Genomic DNA, 15,417 nt, shown 5'->3' with positions numbered 1-15,417 from the left:
GACCACCATGCTGAACTTCGAACTCCTCAAGACCGACCCCGACAGCCACGCGCGCCGCGCCACGCTCACGCTCAACCACGGCAAGGTGCAGACGCCGATCTTCATGCCGGTGGGCACCTACGGCACGGTCAAGGGCGTGATGCCGCGCAGCCTGGAAGAAATGGGCGCGCAGATCATCCTGGGCAACACCTTCCACCTGTGGATGCGCCCCGGCCTCGACGTGATGGCCAGCTTCGGCGGGCTGCACGGCTTCGAGAAGTGGAACAAGCCCATCCTCACCGACTCGGGCGGCTTCCAGGTGTGGTCGCTGGGCGCGATGCGCAAGATCAGCGAGGAAGGCGTGAAGTTCGCGTCGCCCGTCAACGGCGACAAGCTGTTCCTCACGCCCGAGGTCTCGATGCAGATCCAGACCATCCTCAACAGCGACATCGTGATGCAGTTCGACGAGTGCACGCCCTACGACACCAAGGGCCACATCACGACCGAGGCCGAGGCGCGCATCTCGATGGAACTGAGCCTGCGCTGGGCCAGGCGCTGCCAGGCCGAGTTCAGCCGGCTGGAGAACCCGAACGCGCTCTTCGGCATCGTGCAGGGCGGCATGTTCGAGAACCTGCGCGAAGAGTCGCTCGCCGCGCTGGTGGACATGGACTTCCCCGGCTACGCCATCGGCGGCGTGAGCGTGGGCGAGCCCAAGGAAGAAATGCTGCACATCATGGGCCACACGCCGCACCGGCTGCCCGCGAACAAGCCGCGCTACCTGATGGGCGTGGGCACGCCGGAAGACCTGGTGCAGGGCGTGGCCGACGGCGTCGACATGTTCGACTGCGTGATGCCCACGCGCAATGCGCGCAACGGCACGCTCTTCACACGCTTCGGCGACCTGAAGATGCGCAACGCGCGCCACAAGAGCGACCCGCAGCCCATCGACCCCAGCTGCACCTGCCATGCCTGCGCGGGCACTTCGGGCGTGGGCTGGAACGACGGCGGGCGCGAGGGCTTCAGCCGCGCCTACCTGCATCACCTCGACCGCTGCGGCGAAATGCTCGGGCCGATGCTCACGACCATCCACAACCTGCACTACTACCTGAACCTGATGAGCGAGATCCGCGAGTCGCTGGACGCGGGCAGGTTCACGGAATTCCGCGCGCGGTTCAAGGCCGAGCGCGCACGCGGCGTGTAGCTCCCGGCCGGCGTGGCGGCCGGCGCATCGATGGGGTACGCTTGCTTTTCCTCCCCGCACGGCGCCAGTTCATTCCCATGACCACTGCTTCCCACGCATCCGCCTACACCGCCCGCTATCCCTCGCTGAGCGGGCGCACCGTGTTCATCTCCGGCGGGGCCAGCGGTATCGGCGAAGCGCTGGTGCGGGCCTTTCATGCGCAGCGCGCGAAGGTCGGCTTCTGCGACCTCGACACCGCTGCCGGCAGCGCGCTCGCGGCGCAGTTGCAGGGCGAAAACCCGGCGCTGTTCGTGCCTGCGACGTGACAGACACGGCCGCGCTCGCCGCCGCCATCGACGCGGTGCGCCAGCGCTTCGGCCCGGTCTCCGTACTACTCAACAACGCCGCCAACGACCGCCGCCACGAGATGGCGGACGTGACCAGCGACGACTTCGACCGCCTCGTGGCCGTCAACTTCAAGCACCAGTTCTTCGCCGCGCAGGCGGTGGCCGACGACATGCGCGCGCTGGGCGGCGGCTCGATCATCAACTTCGGCTCGATCAGCTGGATGATCAAGGGCAAGGGCTATCCGGTGTACCAGGCCTGCAAGGCGGCGGCGCGCGGCCTCACGCGTTCGCTGGCGCGCGACCTGGGCAAGCAGAACATCCGCGTGAATTCGATCGTGCCGGGCTGGGTGATGACCGAGCGGCAGATCAAGCTGTGGGTCAAGCCCGAATCGGGTGCGGAGATCGATGCGGCGCAGTGCCTGCCGGGCCGCGTGATGGCGGAAGACATCGCGGCGATGGCGCTGTTCCTGGCGGCCGACGATTCGCGCATGTGCACCGCTCAAGACTACGTCGTCGACGCCGGCTGGACCTGAAATGGTCTCGCCCCCAGGCTACGCGCACTTCGTGTCGCTTCGCCAACCCCCTACCGGGGGCAACACCTGAGGCCCGGCAGAGCCGGTTCCTCGGTGTTCTCGAAAAACTTCCGAGCGACTATCCAGCTCAGTCCCGCAACTCTGCCGGAACCGTGCCGCCGTTGGCGGCCAGCTTGGTCATGACCTGGCGATGCAGCCAGATGTTCATCTTGGCGCTGTCGCTGGTGTCTTCGCCGTAGCTCAGTTCAGCGGCCAGCTGCTTGCGTGCCTCGAGGCTGCTGTCCAGGCCCAGCAGCTTCATGAGGTCGACGATGGAGGTGCGCCAGTTGAGGTTCTTCGCGCCCGGCATGCCGTCGAGCACGGCGGCCACGTCGCCCAGCGGAATGGCGGGCGGGGGCGCGGCCACGGCGGGTGCGGGTGCGTCGGCCGGTGCCGCGGCGGTGGGGGCTGGTGCAGGGGCTGGGGCCTCGGCTGCCTTGGCGCCCGGGAAGATCTTGGAAAGGATGCTGCCGAAAATGCTCATGCTTTAGCTCCGTCTGGGGTTGGGAATCCATCGTTGTAGCACGGCCTTGCGGCGCGCCGGCTACATGGTGTGTCGATCGGCGCGCGGGGGCGTGACCGAATCCGCAGACTACGCCGCGGCCGGGGTGCCGCAGGCGTGGCAGAACTTGGAGAACGCGCTCTTGCGCGTCTCGCACACGCCGCAGTGGTCGAACAGGCCGATGCCGCAATGCGGGCAGAAGTCGATCGCGTCGTTCTTCAGGTCCACCGGCCGCTCGCAGCCTGGGCACACGCTCTTGCCCAGGCGGGCCAGCGCGGTGTCGTAGCTGAGCTCTTCGCGCCGCACCTGGTCGGGCTGCTGCTCGGCGAGTTTCTGGCGCGCCAGGTAGCGGTTGAGCGCGACGATGGCATAGCGCCCCACCAGCACCGTGAGCACGATGCCCACCAGATAGCGCACATAGCCGCCGTAGCTCGGCAGGTAGGGCACCAGCTCGACGAAGAAGGCGAACAGCGCGAAGAAGATGAAGCCCCACACGAAGGGCCAGTAGGTGCTCTTGCGCTTCTTCGCGAACAGCCAGCCGGCCACCACCAGCAAAGGCAGCGTGAGGGCCAGCCGGTAGAGAAACACGCGCAGCTCGACGCGGCGGTATTCGGCCTCCAGCTTCACCTGCGCGTCGCGCTCCAGGTCGGCGAGCGCGGTGCGTGCGCGCTGCTCGGCCTGGCGTGCGTCGAGCGTGATCTGCTGCTGCGCGTTGACCTGGCGCTGCACCTGCTCTTCCTTCTGCTTGAAGGCGTCGAGCGCCTTGGTGCGCGCGATGAGCTCGGTGTCCTGGTCGGGCTGCGCGGTGGCACGGCGCGTGGCGAGCCAGTTGCCGAAGGTCTCGCGCGCATTGGCATTGGCCTGTTGCGCAGCCTGCAGCTGCAGGCGTATCTGGTCGAGGTCGCGCGCGGCCTTCAGCTCGGTGGCTTCCGAGGCCGCGATGGTCGCGCGAAGCGGCTGCGCGGCGCGCAGGTCGATGAAGTCGTCGATGCCGCGCACGCGCTCGACCTGCGGCAGGTCGCCCACGATGGTGCTGCCCAGCCCGATGAGGAAGCTGGCGAACACGAAGGCCACCAGCCAGAGGCCGCGGCGGAACCATTTTTCGGAAAGGCGCAGGGATTTGCTCATGTCGTTGTCCCGTTCCTGTTCATTGAAGCTTCAGCGTCACCGGCGCGGCGCCCAGGCCGGCACGCGGCAGCCAGGCGAACACGGAGTCGACCGTCACCGTCTCGATGCGGTCGCTGAAGCGCTTGTCGTTCGGGTGGTCGTCGAAGGCCACGTTGGCCGAGGTCACGCGCCCGCCCAGCCGCGTGAGCGGCCCGAGCTTCAGCGTGGTGGGCTCGTAGCCCTTGAACTGCATCCACGCCTGCGCCTGCGCACGATTGCCGATGGTGGAGGGCTCCATCGCGGCGGCCAGCGTCTCGACGGCCCACTGGTTCGACTGCTGGTACTTCCGGCCCCAGGCGTAGCTCACGATGCTGTAGGGCGCCACGTTCATCCGCACGATGCGCGCGGGCGGCTCTTCCAGCGCGGCCATCAGCTGCGCCTGCACGGCCGGCGTGGGCACGACCCAGGCCGCCTCGTAGCGCCACAAGTCGTCGAGGAAGAACTCGCCGAGCCCCTGGCGGTACACGGACGCCACCGCGGTGCCGCACTGGTTGAGCTTGTGCACCACGCGCCACGGGCCGGCGTCGGTCTTGTAGGCGATGCCCAGGTGCGAGTAGCGCAGGCCGTACTTGCCCAGGTCTTGCCCGGCGCGCGCCAGGATCACCACGCGCGCACCGCTGGCGTCGAGCGCCCGAGAGGTGCGCTCGGCCAGCTCCATGCCCTTGACGATCACCGCGGGCGTCGGCTTGACCTGCTCGCAGGAGCGGCCGGCCCAGGCCTGCACCGGAAGCGCCATCACAAGGGCAAGCCCGAGCGCGGCCTGGGCCATCAGCGCGCGCTTCACGAGAGCCTCTCGTTGTAGAGCAGCGCACGGCCGATGGCGTTGGGCACGAAGGCCAGCACTTCGCCGGCGGCCGAGAGCACGACGCCCGAGCCGATCACGCTGACGGTGACGCCGGTGCCCACGGCAGCCGACACGCCGTTGGCGGCGCGCCCCGCCACCCTGATGCTGGCGCGCGCGCCGTCCGAAGCACGCTCCAGCACGTAGACCGTGCCGTCGGCCGAGGCTTCGACCGCGACCACGGTGAGCACGGAGCCGGCCACCGACAGCGCGGCGGGCAGCGCCGCCGAGGCCTTGGCCACCCCGCCGACAGAGTCCGCCGAAGCACCCACGGCCGAGGCCGTGACGAGGACGGAGGCCACCGGCATCAGCGAGATGGCCGTGGAGGCGTCGCTCTGGGCCTGTGCCTGCAAGGGGGCCGAGACGCCGGCGAAGGCGGTGCATGCGGCGACGAGGACAGCGGCAATGGACTTCTTCATGATGATCTTTCGTTGGCCTGGCACGGGTTAGTCGGCGGCGGAGGAACCAGAAGCGGCGGCTTCGGCGCGGGCCAGCCGGCGGCCTTGCAGGCGGGCTTCGGCCATGTCGGCTTCGTGGCGGTCACGCAGGGTCTTGGCCAGCGTGAAGGCCGAGCTGATGAGGAACAGCCAGCTCACGCCCAGGAAGGCCTTGTAGGCGTCGTTGATCTCCATGCGCACGAGGCCCCAGCCGGTCAGGGCCATCGCGGTGAAGAAGCTGCCCCAGACGACCAGGCGCCACATGGGCACGTCGCGGCCCGCCGAGAGGCCGGCGGCGGCCTGCTCGCCGTCGCGGATGAACTTGGCCAGCATGAAGGCGGTGCTCAGGCAGAACACGTAGCCCATCACCATGAACGCCCGGTCCAGCGCCTGCCCCGGCAGCCAGCTCAAGCCGGTGGCGCACAGGAAGACGGCGATCGCGAACGAGGCCCAGGTCAGGAACTGCCAGGCCCGCGTGTCGCGCTGGATGGAAACGGTCGAGGATGAAAGGGGTTGCATGTGTGCCTCGCGGCGTAGTGAAGGTGAGCGAATGATGGTTCGCTCCCGCACCGCGGGGCTTGAATGCTTGCACCGGTGGCGGTTTGCAGCGCCGCCGGTATCTCAGAGCGGTACTTTTACGCGCCGAGCAGGCCGCTCACGCGCTGGCGCAGCGACTCGGGCTGAACCTCGGACGACGGCACGGCCGCGCCCACGTTCAGGCCGACGCGGCTGAAGAAACCGCGGCGGAATGGCTTGGCCATGGCCACGCGCTCGCCGCCGCGCAGCTCGATGCGGCTGAAGTACGAGCCCCAGAGGTTGGTCAGCGCCATCGGGATCACCGGCGGCTCGATGCCTTCGGCGCGCGCGCTGTCGACGATCTTCATCACGCCGCCCTTGAAAGGCTGCAGCGTGCCGTCGCGCGTGATCGCGCCCTCGGGGAAGATGGCGAGCAGGTCGCCCTCGCGCAGCACGCCCAGCGCCTTGGCAAAGGCGGCTTCATAGGCCGCCGGGTCTTCCTTCTGCGGGGCGATGGGAATCGCCTTGGCCAGCCTGAAGAGCCACCCCAGCACCGGCACCTTGAAGATGCGGTGGTCCATGATGAAGCGGATGGGTCGCGGGCTCGCCGCCATCAGCAGCACCGCGTCGATGAAGCTCACGTGGTTGCACACCAGCACGGCCGCGCCCTCGGTGGGAATGTGCTCGTCGCCCTTGATGTCGAAGCGGTAGACGAAGCGCGACAGCACCCAGGCCACGAAGCGCAGCATGTACTCGGGCACCAGCATGAAGATGTAGAACGCCACCACCGCGTTGGCGATGCCGGTGAACAGGAAGATCTGCGGAATGGTGAAGCCCGCGCCCAGCAGCGCGCCGGCGATGACCGAGCTGCCGATCATGAACAGCGCATTGAGGATGTTGTTGGCCGCGATGATGCGCGCGCGGTGCGTGGGCTGGCTGCGCAGCTGGATCAGCGCGTACATCGGCACGCTGTACAGGCCCGCGAGCAGCGACAGCAGCGCCAGGTCGGCCATCACGCGCCAGTGGGCACCCTGGTGCACGAAGCTGCCGATGCCCATCTCGGGCACCTTGGGCAGCCCGCGCGAGGCAAAGTACAAGTCGATCGCGAACACGCTCATGCCGATGGCGCCCAGAGGCACCAGGCCGATTTCCACCTGCCGGCGGCTCAGCGTCTCGCACAGCAGCGAACCGACGCCGATGCCCACCGAGAACACCACCAGCAGCAGCGACGCCACCTGCTCGTCGCCGTGCAGCACTTCCTTGGCGAAGCTGGGGAACTGGCTCAGGAACACCGCGCCGAAGAACCACATCCACGAAATGCCCAGCAGCGAGCGGAACACCACGATGTTCCCGCGTGCGAGCTTCAGGTTGCGCCAGGTCTCGCTGACCGGGTTCCAGTTGATCACCAGCCCGGGGTCGGTGGCCGGCGCGCGCGGAATGGCCTGCGCCACGCCGCGCCCCACCAGCGCGAGCAGCACGCAGGCCACGGCCACCGTGAGATGGCCGATTTGCGGCACCGCCACCAGCAGCCCGCCCGCCACCTGCCCCAGCAGGATGGCGACGAAGGTGCCCATCTCGACCATGCCGTTGCCGCCCGTGAGCTCGCGCGGATCGAGCACCTGCGGCAGGTAGGCGAACTTGACCGGCCCGAACAGCGTGGAGTGCAGGCCCATGAGGAACACGCAGCCCAGCAGCACCACCGCATTGGCCGTGACGAAGCCCCAGGCGGCGATCAGCATGATCGCGATCTCGAGGTTCTTGACGAAGCGGATCATCTTCGTCTTGTCGAACTTGTCGGTCAGCTGGCCCGAGGTGGCCGAGAACAGCAGGAACGGCAGGATGAAGAGCGCGCCGATCACCAGGCCCGCCATGGCCGGCGGCATCCAGCTCAGCTGGAGCTGGTAGGTCACCATGACGGTGAAGGCGAACTTGAAGAGGTTGTCGTTCGCGGCGCCAGCGAACTGGGTCCAGAAGAAAGGCGCGAAGCGCCGCTGCTTGAGGAGGGCGAACTGGTTGGCGTGCGCGTTGGCCTCTTGGGGGGCGGATGTCGCGGGGGCTGCAGCAGCGGCGGGGGTTGTCATGCGAAGGATTTCCTCAGGCCGCTACGGCGGCTGCGCCCGGATTGTGCCGCAGCGCGGCTTGCCAGCGCATCTCGAGTTTGCGCAGCGCCAGCAACAGCGGCAGTCCCGCGAGCGACGCCGTCAGGTGCTTGAGCGTGTGGCCGGAAACCGTGTGCTGCGAGAACTCGTAGATCGATTGGTCGGCCATCTCGAAGGCCTTGGCCACCGCGTAGAAGAAGATCACCCAGCCCAGCTTGAGACCGACCGAATTGCGCATCGGCGTGGCCAGCGCCAGCGTCAGCACCAGCGCCATGCCGCCGAACTGCACCAGCGCCCAGGGCATGACGTTGCCGGTTTCCTGGAACACCTCCGCCGAGAGCAGGCCGGCCGTGAGCACGAACCAGGCGGCCGGCCAGCCGGCGCGCTGGCTCACCCGCTCGCAGACCGCCACGCCGATCAGGCCCGCGAAGGCCACCGCCATGCCGGCGCGGTCGGCCGCGAGCCGGGGGCCGTCGGGCAGCAGGTGATAGAAGGCCGAGCCGGCGGCGGTGGCGATCAGGCCGGCGAAGAACAGCCAGGCGCAGTCCAGCGTGTTGTCGGGCGGGTCGCTGGCCGGCGGCGCCAGCGGAAAGGCCGACAGCGCCTGCTGGTGCGAGCGGTCGATGCGGTTCAACCGGTACAGGCCCCAGATACCGACCACGACGAACGGAATGTTGCTGAGCACGTCCATCGCGTTCGGCAGGCCGTGCCAGGCGCGGTCGTCGGCGAAAACGGTAGCGATGGCGACGTCGGCCGCCGGCAGCGCCGGGCCGAAGACGGCGATCGCCGTGAGCAGGGCCAGGGTGAAAAGCAACCCGCGTTCGCGGCGGCTGAGAGAGGGCAGAGGCATGGCGTTTCTCGGTGGTGGTCGGTACGTGGCGCGGAATTTAGGGTCCAGCCCCCTCCACAGGCATCGAGAATCGATACGAGGTACTAATTCACACCCGGTGGTATCTCCAACTGATACTTCCCTGTGCCCGTGTACGCTCGAACGATGAGCACCACCGTCGACCTCGTCCAAGCCCTCAAGAACGAACTCAAAAGTGCGCGCATGACCTACGCCGACCTGGCGCGGTCGCTCGACATGGCCGAATCCAGCGTCAAGCGGATGCTGGCCAAGAGCGACATGCCGCTGTCGCGCGTAGACGCCATCTGCCGCGCACTGAAGATCGATTTCGCAGAACTCGCCCGCCGCGTGGCCGACGCCCAGCCGCTGCTGAAGGAGCTGACGCACGAGCAGGAAAAGGCCGTGGTCAAGGACAAGAAACTGCTGCTGGTGGCCATCAGCGTGCTGAGCCAGTGGACGCTGGAGCAGATCGTGGCGGCCTACCGCATCAGCGAGGCCGAGTGCATCGGCTGCCTGGCGCAGCTGGACCGCATCGGCATCATCGAGCTGCGGCCGCTGAACCGGTATCGCCTGAAGCTGGCCAAGACTTTCCGCTGGCGCCCGCACGGCCCGGTGATGGAATTCTTCCGCGAGAACGTGGTGCTCGACTACTACCGGGGCGGCTTCGACGGCCCCGCCGAAGGGCTGCTGCTGGTGCACGGCTCGATCAGCCGCTCGCTGGCACCGGCCTTCCTGGAGCGCCTGCAGCGCGTAGCGCAAGACTTCGCGCAGCAGCACCAGACCGACCAGAAGCTGTCGGCCAAGGACCGCGAGGGCTACACCCTGCTGCTGGGCATGCGCAACTGGGAATTCGAGCTTTTCACCCGCCTGCGCCGGAACTGACGGGGCTCAGGGCTTGGCGGCTTCCAGCGCGTCGCGCGTGGTGCGCGCGGCGTTCTTGGCCGCTTCCGCGAAGTCGTCGCCCGACGACGCGTAGATGATGGCCCGCGACGAGTTCACGATGATCGGCGCATCGGCACGCCAGCCGGCGCGCACCGTGGCGACGGCGTCGCCGCCCTGGGCACCGACGCCGGGAATCAGCAGCGGCACGGTCGGCGCGAGTTCGCGCACGCGCTCGATTTCCGCCGGGTAGGTCGCGCCCACCACCAGCCCGAGCTGGCCATTGAGGTTCCACGGGCCCTGCGCCAGCCTGGCCACGTGCTCGTACAGGAAAGGCTGGCCCTCGACGTCCGCCAGGCGCTGGCCCTGCAAGTCGGAGCCGCCAGGGTTGCTGGTGCGGCACAGCAGGAAAGCGCCCTTGCCCTCGTGCTTGAGGTAGGGCGCCACCGAATCGAAGCCCATGAAGGGCGACAGCGTGACCGCGTCGGCGCCGTAGCGCTCGAAGGCTTCCAGCGCGTACTGCTCGGCGGTGGAGCCGATGTCGCCGCGCTTGGCGTCGAGGATCACGGGCACGTCAGGCGCGTTGCGGCGCATGTGCTCCATGAGCTGCTCGAGCTGGGCTTCGGCGCGGTGGGCCGCGAAATAGGCGATCTGGGGCTTGAATGCGATGACCAGGTCGGCCGTCGCGTCGACGATGCGCGCGCAGAAATCGAAGATGCGGCTGGCGTCGCCCTTGAATTGCCCCGGGAATTTGGCCGGCTCGGGATCGAGCCCCACGCAGAGCAACGAACCGTTTTTTTGCTGTGCGGCGGCCAGCTTGTCGAGGAAAGTCATGGGCCGTGATTTTAGGCGGGCGTGTGCTGCTCGGCCGCCAGGCAGAGGTCGGCCCAGGCGCGGGCCTTGTCGGCCGGGTTGCGCAGCAGGTAGGCCGGGTGATAGGTCGCCACGACCACCGCCGCGCCGGGCTCACCGGTCATAGCCAGCGGCACCGCGCGGCCGCGCAGCTTGCCCAGCGGATCGCCGCTTTGCATCAGGCTCTGCGCAGCCAGCGGGCCCATCGCCAGCACGACGCGGGGCGCGAGCGCCGCGGCGTGCTCGCCGAAGGCCTCGGCCATGGGGCGCGGGCTGCCGGGCTGGCCGGCGGCCACGCCGCGGTGGGTGCGCATGAGGTGCACGGGCGTCTTGCCGTCGTGCAGCTTCAGGGCGCGCAGCATGTTGTCGAGCAGGCGGCCGGCGTCGCCCGCGAAGGGCTCGCCGTGGCGGCCGTCGGCCTCGGGCGGCATGTCGGCGACGACCAGCCAGCCGCCTTGCGTCTCGGCCACATCTCCAGCATCGGCATAGAGGCGGCAGGGCGCCTCGAGCAGCACGGCGGCGCCCATCGACGCCGGGGCGGCGGGTGCGGGGCGCGCAGCCGGCGCGGGTGCCGCCACGGGCCGGGCGACCGGCGCGCGCGGCGGGCGTGGCGCGGAGACGGGCATTTCCGCCTCCATGCGCTCCTCGGCGCTCGGGATGTATTCCTCGTCGTCGGGCGGCCCGGCTTCGGGCGCGGCCTGCACCGGCACGGGTTCGGGCTCGGCTTCCACCACCTGGGGCACGGGCCACCAGACCTTCACGCCCATTTCGTCGAGCATCGCGCGCTGGCGCGCGTCGAGCTTCAATGTCTGCACCGCGCTCATCGCAAGGCTCCCCAGGCGGTGCCTGTTTCGTTCAATCGCAGGCTCATGACGACCGCGTCCTCGCGCTTGCCGTCATGGGCCGGGTAGTAGCCCTTGCGCACGCCCACGCTGCGGAAACCCTGCCGCACGTAGATGTCGAGCGCGCGCTGGTTGCTCTGGCGCACTTCGAGCCACAGCCACTGCGCGCCCTCGCCGCGCGACCAGCCGCCCAGCGCCTCCAGCATGAGCGGCGCCCAGCCCTGGCGCTGGAAGGCCGGGGCCACGGTGATGTTCAGCAGATGCACCTCGTCGACGCCCTTCATGGCCACGAAGTAGCCGATGAGCGTTTCGCCCAGGCTGGTGACGGGCGACGTGACGCCCTGCGCCACGCCGGGCGCCAGCAGGCACTGGCAGTGGTAGCCCACGGCCATGGAGTCGGTGAAGTTGGCGCGCGTCCAGGGGTGGCTGTAGGCCGTCTGCTCCACCGCGCAGACAGCGTCGATCCGCTCGATGGTGAGCGGTTCGAGGCGGGCTTCGACGGGCTGGAGGACGGCGCTCATGCGTGGCTGGAAGGGGCTGCTGCTGCCGCCGATGCCGCGGCCGCCTTGATGGCGGCGCGCTCTTCGGTGGTCTGTGCCACTTTATCGCGAACATAGAGCGGCCAGGCCTGTGCCGCGGGCACGGTGCGGCCGGCCGCGAGCAGCGCGGGCGCGAGCCGCAGCATGGCGGTGGCGGTCGGCAGGGCCTCGTGGCGGGCGGCGGCCGGCGCCAGGCGCGGGCCGTAGGCGGCGAAGGCGTTGCCGGCCAGCGCGTAGCCGGCGGGCACTTCGAGGGCGTCGGGCGACAGCAGCAGGGGCTCGTCGTCACCACCCAGACCGCCCAGACCGCCCAGAGGGCCGGCGGCAGAGAAGTCGTAGCGCGCGGCGTAGAGCTGGTCCATGCGGGCGTCGAGCACCGCCACCACCTGCTGCGCGCCGAAGGCATGGCGCGCTTCCTCGGCCACGGCCAGCAGGGTGTCGACCGGCAGCAGCGGCACGCCGGCGCCGAAGGCCAGCCCCTGGGCCACCGAGCAGGCGGTGCGCAGGCCGGTGAACGAGCCGGGGCCGCGGCCGAAGACGATCGCGTCCAGCTCGGCCAGCACCAGCCCGGCTTCGCCCAGCAGTTGCTGGATCAGCGGCAGCAGCGTGGTCGAGGCCTGCGCGCCGCCCACGCCGTTGTGGGCCAGCAGCCGCTCGCCGTGCAGCACCGCGACCGACAGGTGCTCTGTGCTCGTGTCGAAGGCCAGCAATCTAGACATTGGCGGGACACCCCGGGGCCGCGCCCGCGGCGGGCGGGCGGAGAAAGAAGCGGGGCGAAAGAGGCATGCCCCGATTATCGAGGGGCGGTCAATCCCGGTCGCCACCCTGCGATATCAGGCCTTTTCGCTCAGCAGCACGGCCAGCCCGGCCTTGCGCAGCGGCGCCAGCGCCCTGGCGGGCGCATCCGGCGATACCAGCAGCGTGGTGGCCGAGGTGACCGGGTTGACCACCCAGGCCGAGGCCGCGCCCAGCTTCTCGGACGAGGCCAGCACCACCGTCTCGGCCGACGCGGCCATCAGGGCGCGCTTGATCTCGGCTTCCTCGAGGTCGCCGGTGGTCAGGCCGGCCTCGGCGTGCACGCCGGTGACGCCCATGAAATACATGTCGGCGTGAATGCGCGAAATGGCCGCCATCGCCGCCGAACCCACGGCCACCACCGAGTGCTTGAAGAGGCGCCCGCCGATCAGCACCACCTCGATGCCGGCATGCGACACCAGCTCGACCGCCACCGACGGACTGTGCGTGACCACCGTGGCCTGCAAGGTGAGCGGCAGGTGGCGCGCGAGCTGCACGGCGGTGGTGCCGCCGTCGATGAACACCACCTGGCCCGGCTTCACCAGACGCGCGGCGGCGCGGCCGATGGCGACCTTCTCGCCGGAGGCCAGCTGCTGGCGACCCGCGAAATCGGCTTCGGCCGGCGCCAGCGGCAAGGCACCTCCGTGCACGCGCTGCAGCAGGCCTTCGGCGGCCATTTCGCGCAGGTCGCGGCGCAGCGTGTCTTCCGACAGGCCGAGTTCTTCGCTGAGCGCCTTGGCGACGACGTTGCCGTCGCGCCGCAGGACCGAAAGGATGTGTTGCTTGCGCTGGCTGGTGAGCATCGGCCGATGGTATCGGGCCTGCACGCTTTCTGCACGAATTTTCTTGTTATTGCACGAACATGCACATATGCTCGCCGCCCATGACACTCCAAGACCGCGTCCGGGTGCACGAAGTCACCCTGCTTTCCGACAACTGGTACACGCTGCGCACCACCGCCTTCGACTGGCGGCGCAACGACGGCCAGTGGCAGCGCATGCACCGCGAGACCTACGACCGCGGCAACGGTGCCACGCTGCTGCCGTACAACCTCGCGCGGCGCACGGTGCTGCTGGTGCGCCAGTTCCGCTACCCGGCCTTCGTCAACGGCCATGACGACCTGCTGATCGAGGCGGCGGCCGGCCTGCTCGACGACGCGGCGCCTGAAGAGCGCATTCGCGCCGAGGTCGAGGAAGAACTCGGCTATCGGCTGGGCGAGGTGCGCAAGATCTTCGAGAGCTTCATGAGCCCCGGCTCGGTGACCGAGAAGCTGCACTTCTTCGTCGCGCCCTACGAGTCCTCGATGCGCGTCGGCGCGGGCGGCGGGCTGGCCGAGGAAGGCGAGGACATCGAGGTGCTGGAGCTGGACATCGACGAGGCGCTGGCCATGGTGGCCGACGGCCGCATCGCCGACGCCAAGACGGTGATGCTGCTGTACCACGCGAAGCTGCATCTTTTCGCGCCGGGATAATGGGCGCATGCCTCTCGCCTCCCGCCGCGCCGCTCGCGCACTGACCCTCGTCGCGATGCTGGCCCCGGCCGGCGCCGCCCTCGCCCAGCAAGCCTTGCCGACCCAGGTCGACGCCGCCCTCGCCCGCGCCAAGGTGCCGCGCGAGGCGGTGACGATGCTGGTGGCCGATGCCGACGGCAGCCGCCCGCCGCGCCTGGCCTGGCGCACGCAGGTGCCGGTGAACCCGGCGTCGATCATGAAGCTGGTGACGACCTACGCCGCGCTCGACCTGCTCGGGCCGGCCTACAACTGGACCACTCCGGTCTACACCGACGGCACGGTGAGCAACGGCGTGCTCAACGGCAACCTCTACATCAAGGGCCAGGGCGACCCGAAGCTGGTGCTCGAACGCATGTGGCTGCTGCTGCGCCACGTGCAGGGGCTGGGCATCACCACGGTGAGCGGCGACATCGTCATCGACCGCAGCGCCTTCGAGAACACGGTCGAGGGCGACCCGGCCGCCTTCGACGGCGAGCCGCTGCGCCCGTACAACGCCTCGCCCGACGCGCTGCTGGTCAACTTCAAGTCGGTCAACATGAGCTTCGCGCCCGACCGCGCGGGGCAGTTCGCCCGCGTGAACTACGAGCCCCCGCTGGCCAGCGTGGCAATGCCGGCCACGGTGCCGCTGGTGCCCGGCGAATGCGGCGACTGGCGCACCACGCTGCGCGCCGACTTCACCGACGTGAACCGCATCCGCTTCAACGGCGGCTTCCCCGCCGGCTGCGGCGAGAAGAGCTGGGCCGTGGCGTATGCCGACCCGCGCACCTACAGCCTGCGCGCCATCGGCGGCATGTGGGCCGAGATGGGCGGTCGCGTCGGCGGGCAGATGCGCGAAGGGCGCGTGCCGGCGGGGCTGAAGCCGGCCTTCGAGTTCGAGTCGCCGCCGCTGGCCGAGGTGGTGCGCGACATCAACAAGTACAGCAACAACGTGATGGCGCAGCAGTTGTTCCTCACGATCGGGCTCACGCAGAAGAACCGCGGCACCTTCGAGGCCTCGCGCACCGCGCTGGGCCAGTGGTGGCGCGACCGCATCGGCACGGGCGAGGCGCAGCCGGTGTTCGAGAACGGCTCGGGCCTGTCGCGCGACGAGCGCATCAGCGCGGCCGCGCTCGGCAAGATGCTGCAGGTGGCATGGCGCTCGCCGGTGATGCCGGAGCTGGTCTCCTCGCTGCCGGCCATGGGCGTGGACGGCACGCTGAAGAAGCGCACGCTGCGCTCGGGCGGCTCGGCCCACCTGAAGACCGGCACCCTGCGCGACGCCTCTGGCGTGGCCGGCTTCGTGGACGGCGCGAGCGGCCGGCGCTACGTGCTGGTGGCCATCGCCAATGCCGAGAACGCGGTGGCCGCGCGCGCCGCGTTCGACGCGCTGGTCGACTGGGCCTCGCAGGACTGACCTGCGTCCGTGCCGCCGGACCACTACAGCGGTGTACTGAAAAAATCTACCGGGGTGCGCCGCTTGCGCGCAGGCCCCGCCCCTGCGCAAAATCGCGTCGGGTCATGCGAACGACCGTTC

The 15,417-nt window shown here is 69.4% G+C and carries 16 protein-coding genes and 1 pseudogene; 5 read left to right on the top strand and 12 right to left on the bottom strand.

The genetic code is table 11. The features are described from left to right. Nucleotides 1-7 precede the first annotated feature (7 nt). Nucleotides 8-1,180: a tRNA guanosine(34) transglycosylase Tgt gene (tgt, locus tag ACQY8B_RS25670; RefSeq protein WP_422084514.1), complete on the top strand. Its 1,173-nt coding sequence runs from the start codon at nucleotides 8-10 to the stop codon at nucleotides 1,178-1,180. A 77-nt stretch (nucleotides 1,181-1,257) separates the two neighbouring features. Next, a pseudogene (locus ACQY8B_RS25665) lies at nucleotides 1,258-2,039 on the top strand (SDR family NAD(P)-dependent oxidoreductase). Nucleotides 2,040-2,166: 127 nt separating this feature from the next. Here ACQY8B_RS25665 and ACQY8B_RS25660 read toward each other — a convergent pair. From ACQY8B_RS25660 to ACQY8B_RS25630, 7 genes are all read right to left on the bottom strand, one after another. Then, nucleotides 2,167-2,562, bottom strand: coding sequence for a DUF3597 domain-containing protein (locus tag ACQY8B_RS25660; protein WP_422084512.1), 396 nt, complete (start codon nucleotides 2,560-2,562; stop codon nucleotides 2,167-2,169). A gap of 108 nt (nucleotides 2,563-2,670) precedes the next feature. Then, nucleotides 2,671-3,708, bottom strand: a complete 1,038-nt coding sequence (locus tag ACQY8B_RS25655; protein WP_422084511.1) for a serine endopeptidase — start codon at nucleotides 3,706-3,708, stop codon at nucleotides 2,671-2,673. 19 nt (nucleotides 3,709-3,727) lie between these two features. Continuing rightward, a complete protein-coding gene (locus tag ACQY8B_RS25650; protein ID WP_422089110.1) occupies nucleotides 3,728-4,516 on the bottom strand; it encodes a DUF2145 domain-containing protein in 789 nt (262 codons plus the stop codon). An 11-nt stretch (nucleotides 4,517-4,527) separates the two neighbouring features. Beyond that, on the bottom strand, nucleotides 4,528-5,007 hold the full coding sequence (locus ACQY8B_RS25645; protein WP_422084510.1) for a hypothetical protein: 480 nt from the start codon (nucleotides 5,005-5,007) through the stop codon (nucleotides 4,528-4,530). A gap of 27 nt (nucleotides 5,008-5,034) precedes the next feature. Beyond that, nucleotides 5,035-5,544, bottom strand: a complete 510-nt coding sequence (locus ACQY8B_RS25640; protein ID WP_422084509.1) for a YiaA/YiaB family inner membrane protein — start codon at nucleotides 5,542-5,544, stop codon at nucleotides 5,035-5,037. A 116-nt stretch (nucleotides 5,545-5,660) separates the two neighbouring features. Continuing rightward, on the bottom strand, nucleotides 5,661-7,622 hold the full coding sequence (locus tag ACQY8B_RS25635; RefSeq protein WP_422084508.1) for an MFS transporter: 1,962 nt from the start codon (nucleotides 7,620-7,622) through the stop codon (nucleotides 5,661-5,663). A 13-nt stretch (nucleotides 7,623-7,635) separates the two neighbouring features. Next, nucleotides 7,636-8,490 (bottom strand): hypothetical protein, encoded by an 855-nt coding sequence (locus ACQY8B_RS25630; RefSeq protein ID WP_422084507.1) that lies wholly within the window; start codon nucleotides 8,488-8,490, stop codon nucleotides 7,636-7,638. A 144-nt stretch (nucleotides 8,491-8,634) separates the two neighbouring features. Here ACQY8B_RS25630 and ACQY8B_RS25625 point away from each other — a divergent pair, with 144 nt between their 5' ends. Then, the gene (locus tag ACQY8B_RS25625) at nucleotides 8,635-9,369 is read left to right on the top strand and encodes a helix-turn-helix domain-containing protein (RefSeq protein WP_081267402.1); all 735 of its coding nucleotides are present in this window, start codon (nucleotides 8,635-8,637) and stop codon (nucleotides 9,367-9,369) included. Between the two features lie 6 nt (nucleotides 9,370-9,375). On the opposite strand, the gene pyrF is transcribed toward ACQY8B_RS25625, so the two are convergent. From pyrF to ACQY8B_RS25600, 5 genes are all read right to left on the bottom strand, one after another. Next, a complete protein-coding gene (gene pyrF, locus ACQY8B_RS25620) occupies nucleotides 9,376-10,200 on the bottom strand; it encodes an orotidine-5'-phosphate decarboxylase (protein ID WP_422084506.1) in 825 nt (274 codons plus the stop codon). A gap of 11 nt (nucleotides 10,201-10,211) precedes the next feature. Next, entirely contained in the window at nucleotides 10,212-11,042 is an 831-nt protein-coding gene (locus ACQY8B_RS25615; RefSeq protein ID WP_422084505.1) for a uracil-DNA glycosylase family protein, read from the bottom strand. After that, nucleotides 11,039-11,581: a ribosomal protein S18-alanine N-acetyltransferase gene (rimI, locus tag ACQY8B_RS25610; protein WP_422084504.1), complete on the bottom strand. Its 543-nt coding sequence runs from the start codon at nucleotides 11,579-11,581 to the stop codon at nucleotides 11,039-11,041. The genes ACQY8B_RS25615 and rimI overlap by 4 nt, the downstream gene beginning before the upstream one ends. After that, nucleotides 11,578-12,318: a tRNA (adenosine(37)-N6)-threonylcarbamoyltransferase complex dimerization subunit type 1 TsaB gene (tsaB, locus tag ACQY8B_RS25605; RefSeq protein ID WP_422084503.1), complete on the bottom strand. Its 741-nt coding sequence runs from the start codon at nucleotides 12,316-12,318 to the stop codon at nucleotides 11,578-11,580. Before tsaB ends, rimI begins: the two co-directional genes overlap by 4 nt. Nucleotides 12,319-12,432: 114 nt before the next feature. Further along, on the bottom strand, nucleotides 12,433-13,197 hold the full coding sequence (locus ACQY8B_RS25600; RefSeq protein WP_422084502.1) for a DeoR/GlpR family DNA-binding transcription regulator: 765 nt from the start codon (nucleotides 13,195-13,197) through the stop codon (nucleotides 12,433-12,435). 80 nt (nucleotides 13,198-13,277) lie between these two features. Here ACQY8B_RS25600 and ACQY8B_RS25595 point away from each other — a divergent pair, with 80 nt between their 5' ends. Both ACQY8B_RS25595 and dacB read left to right on the top strand, forming a co-directional pair. Continuing rightward, nucleotides 13,278-13,865: an NUDIX domain-containing protein gene (locus tag ACQY8B_RS25595; RefSeq protein ID WP_422084501.1), complete on the top strand. Its 588-nt coding sequence runs from the start codon at nucleotides 13,278-13,280 to the stop codon at nucleotides 13,863-13,865. 7 nt (nucleotides 13,866-13,872) lie between these two features. Continuing rightward, nucleotides 13,873-15,297 carry a D-alanyl-D-alanine carboxypeptidase/D-alanyl-D-alanine endopeptidase gene (dacB, locus tag ACQY8B_RS25590; RefSeq protein WP_422084500.1) on the top strand — a complete coding sequence of 475 codons (1,425 nt, stop codon included), beginning with the start codon at nucleotides 13,873-13,875 and terminating at the stop codon, nucleotides 15,295-15,297. Nucleotides 15,298-15,417: the final 120 nt, after the last annotated feature.

Source organism: Variovorax sp., assembly GCF_965279555.1.
Classification (GTDB): domain Bacteria; phylum Pseudomonadota; class Gammaproteobacteria; order Burkholderiales; family Burkholderiaceae_C; genus Variovorax.
The sequence above is the reverse complement of the archived record's forward strand: the minus strand, read 5'-3'. Positions and strand labels throughout refer to the sequence as shown.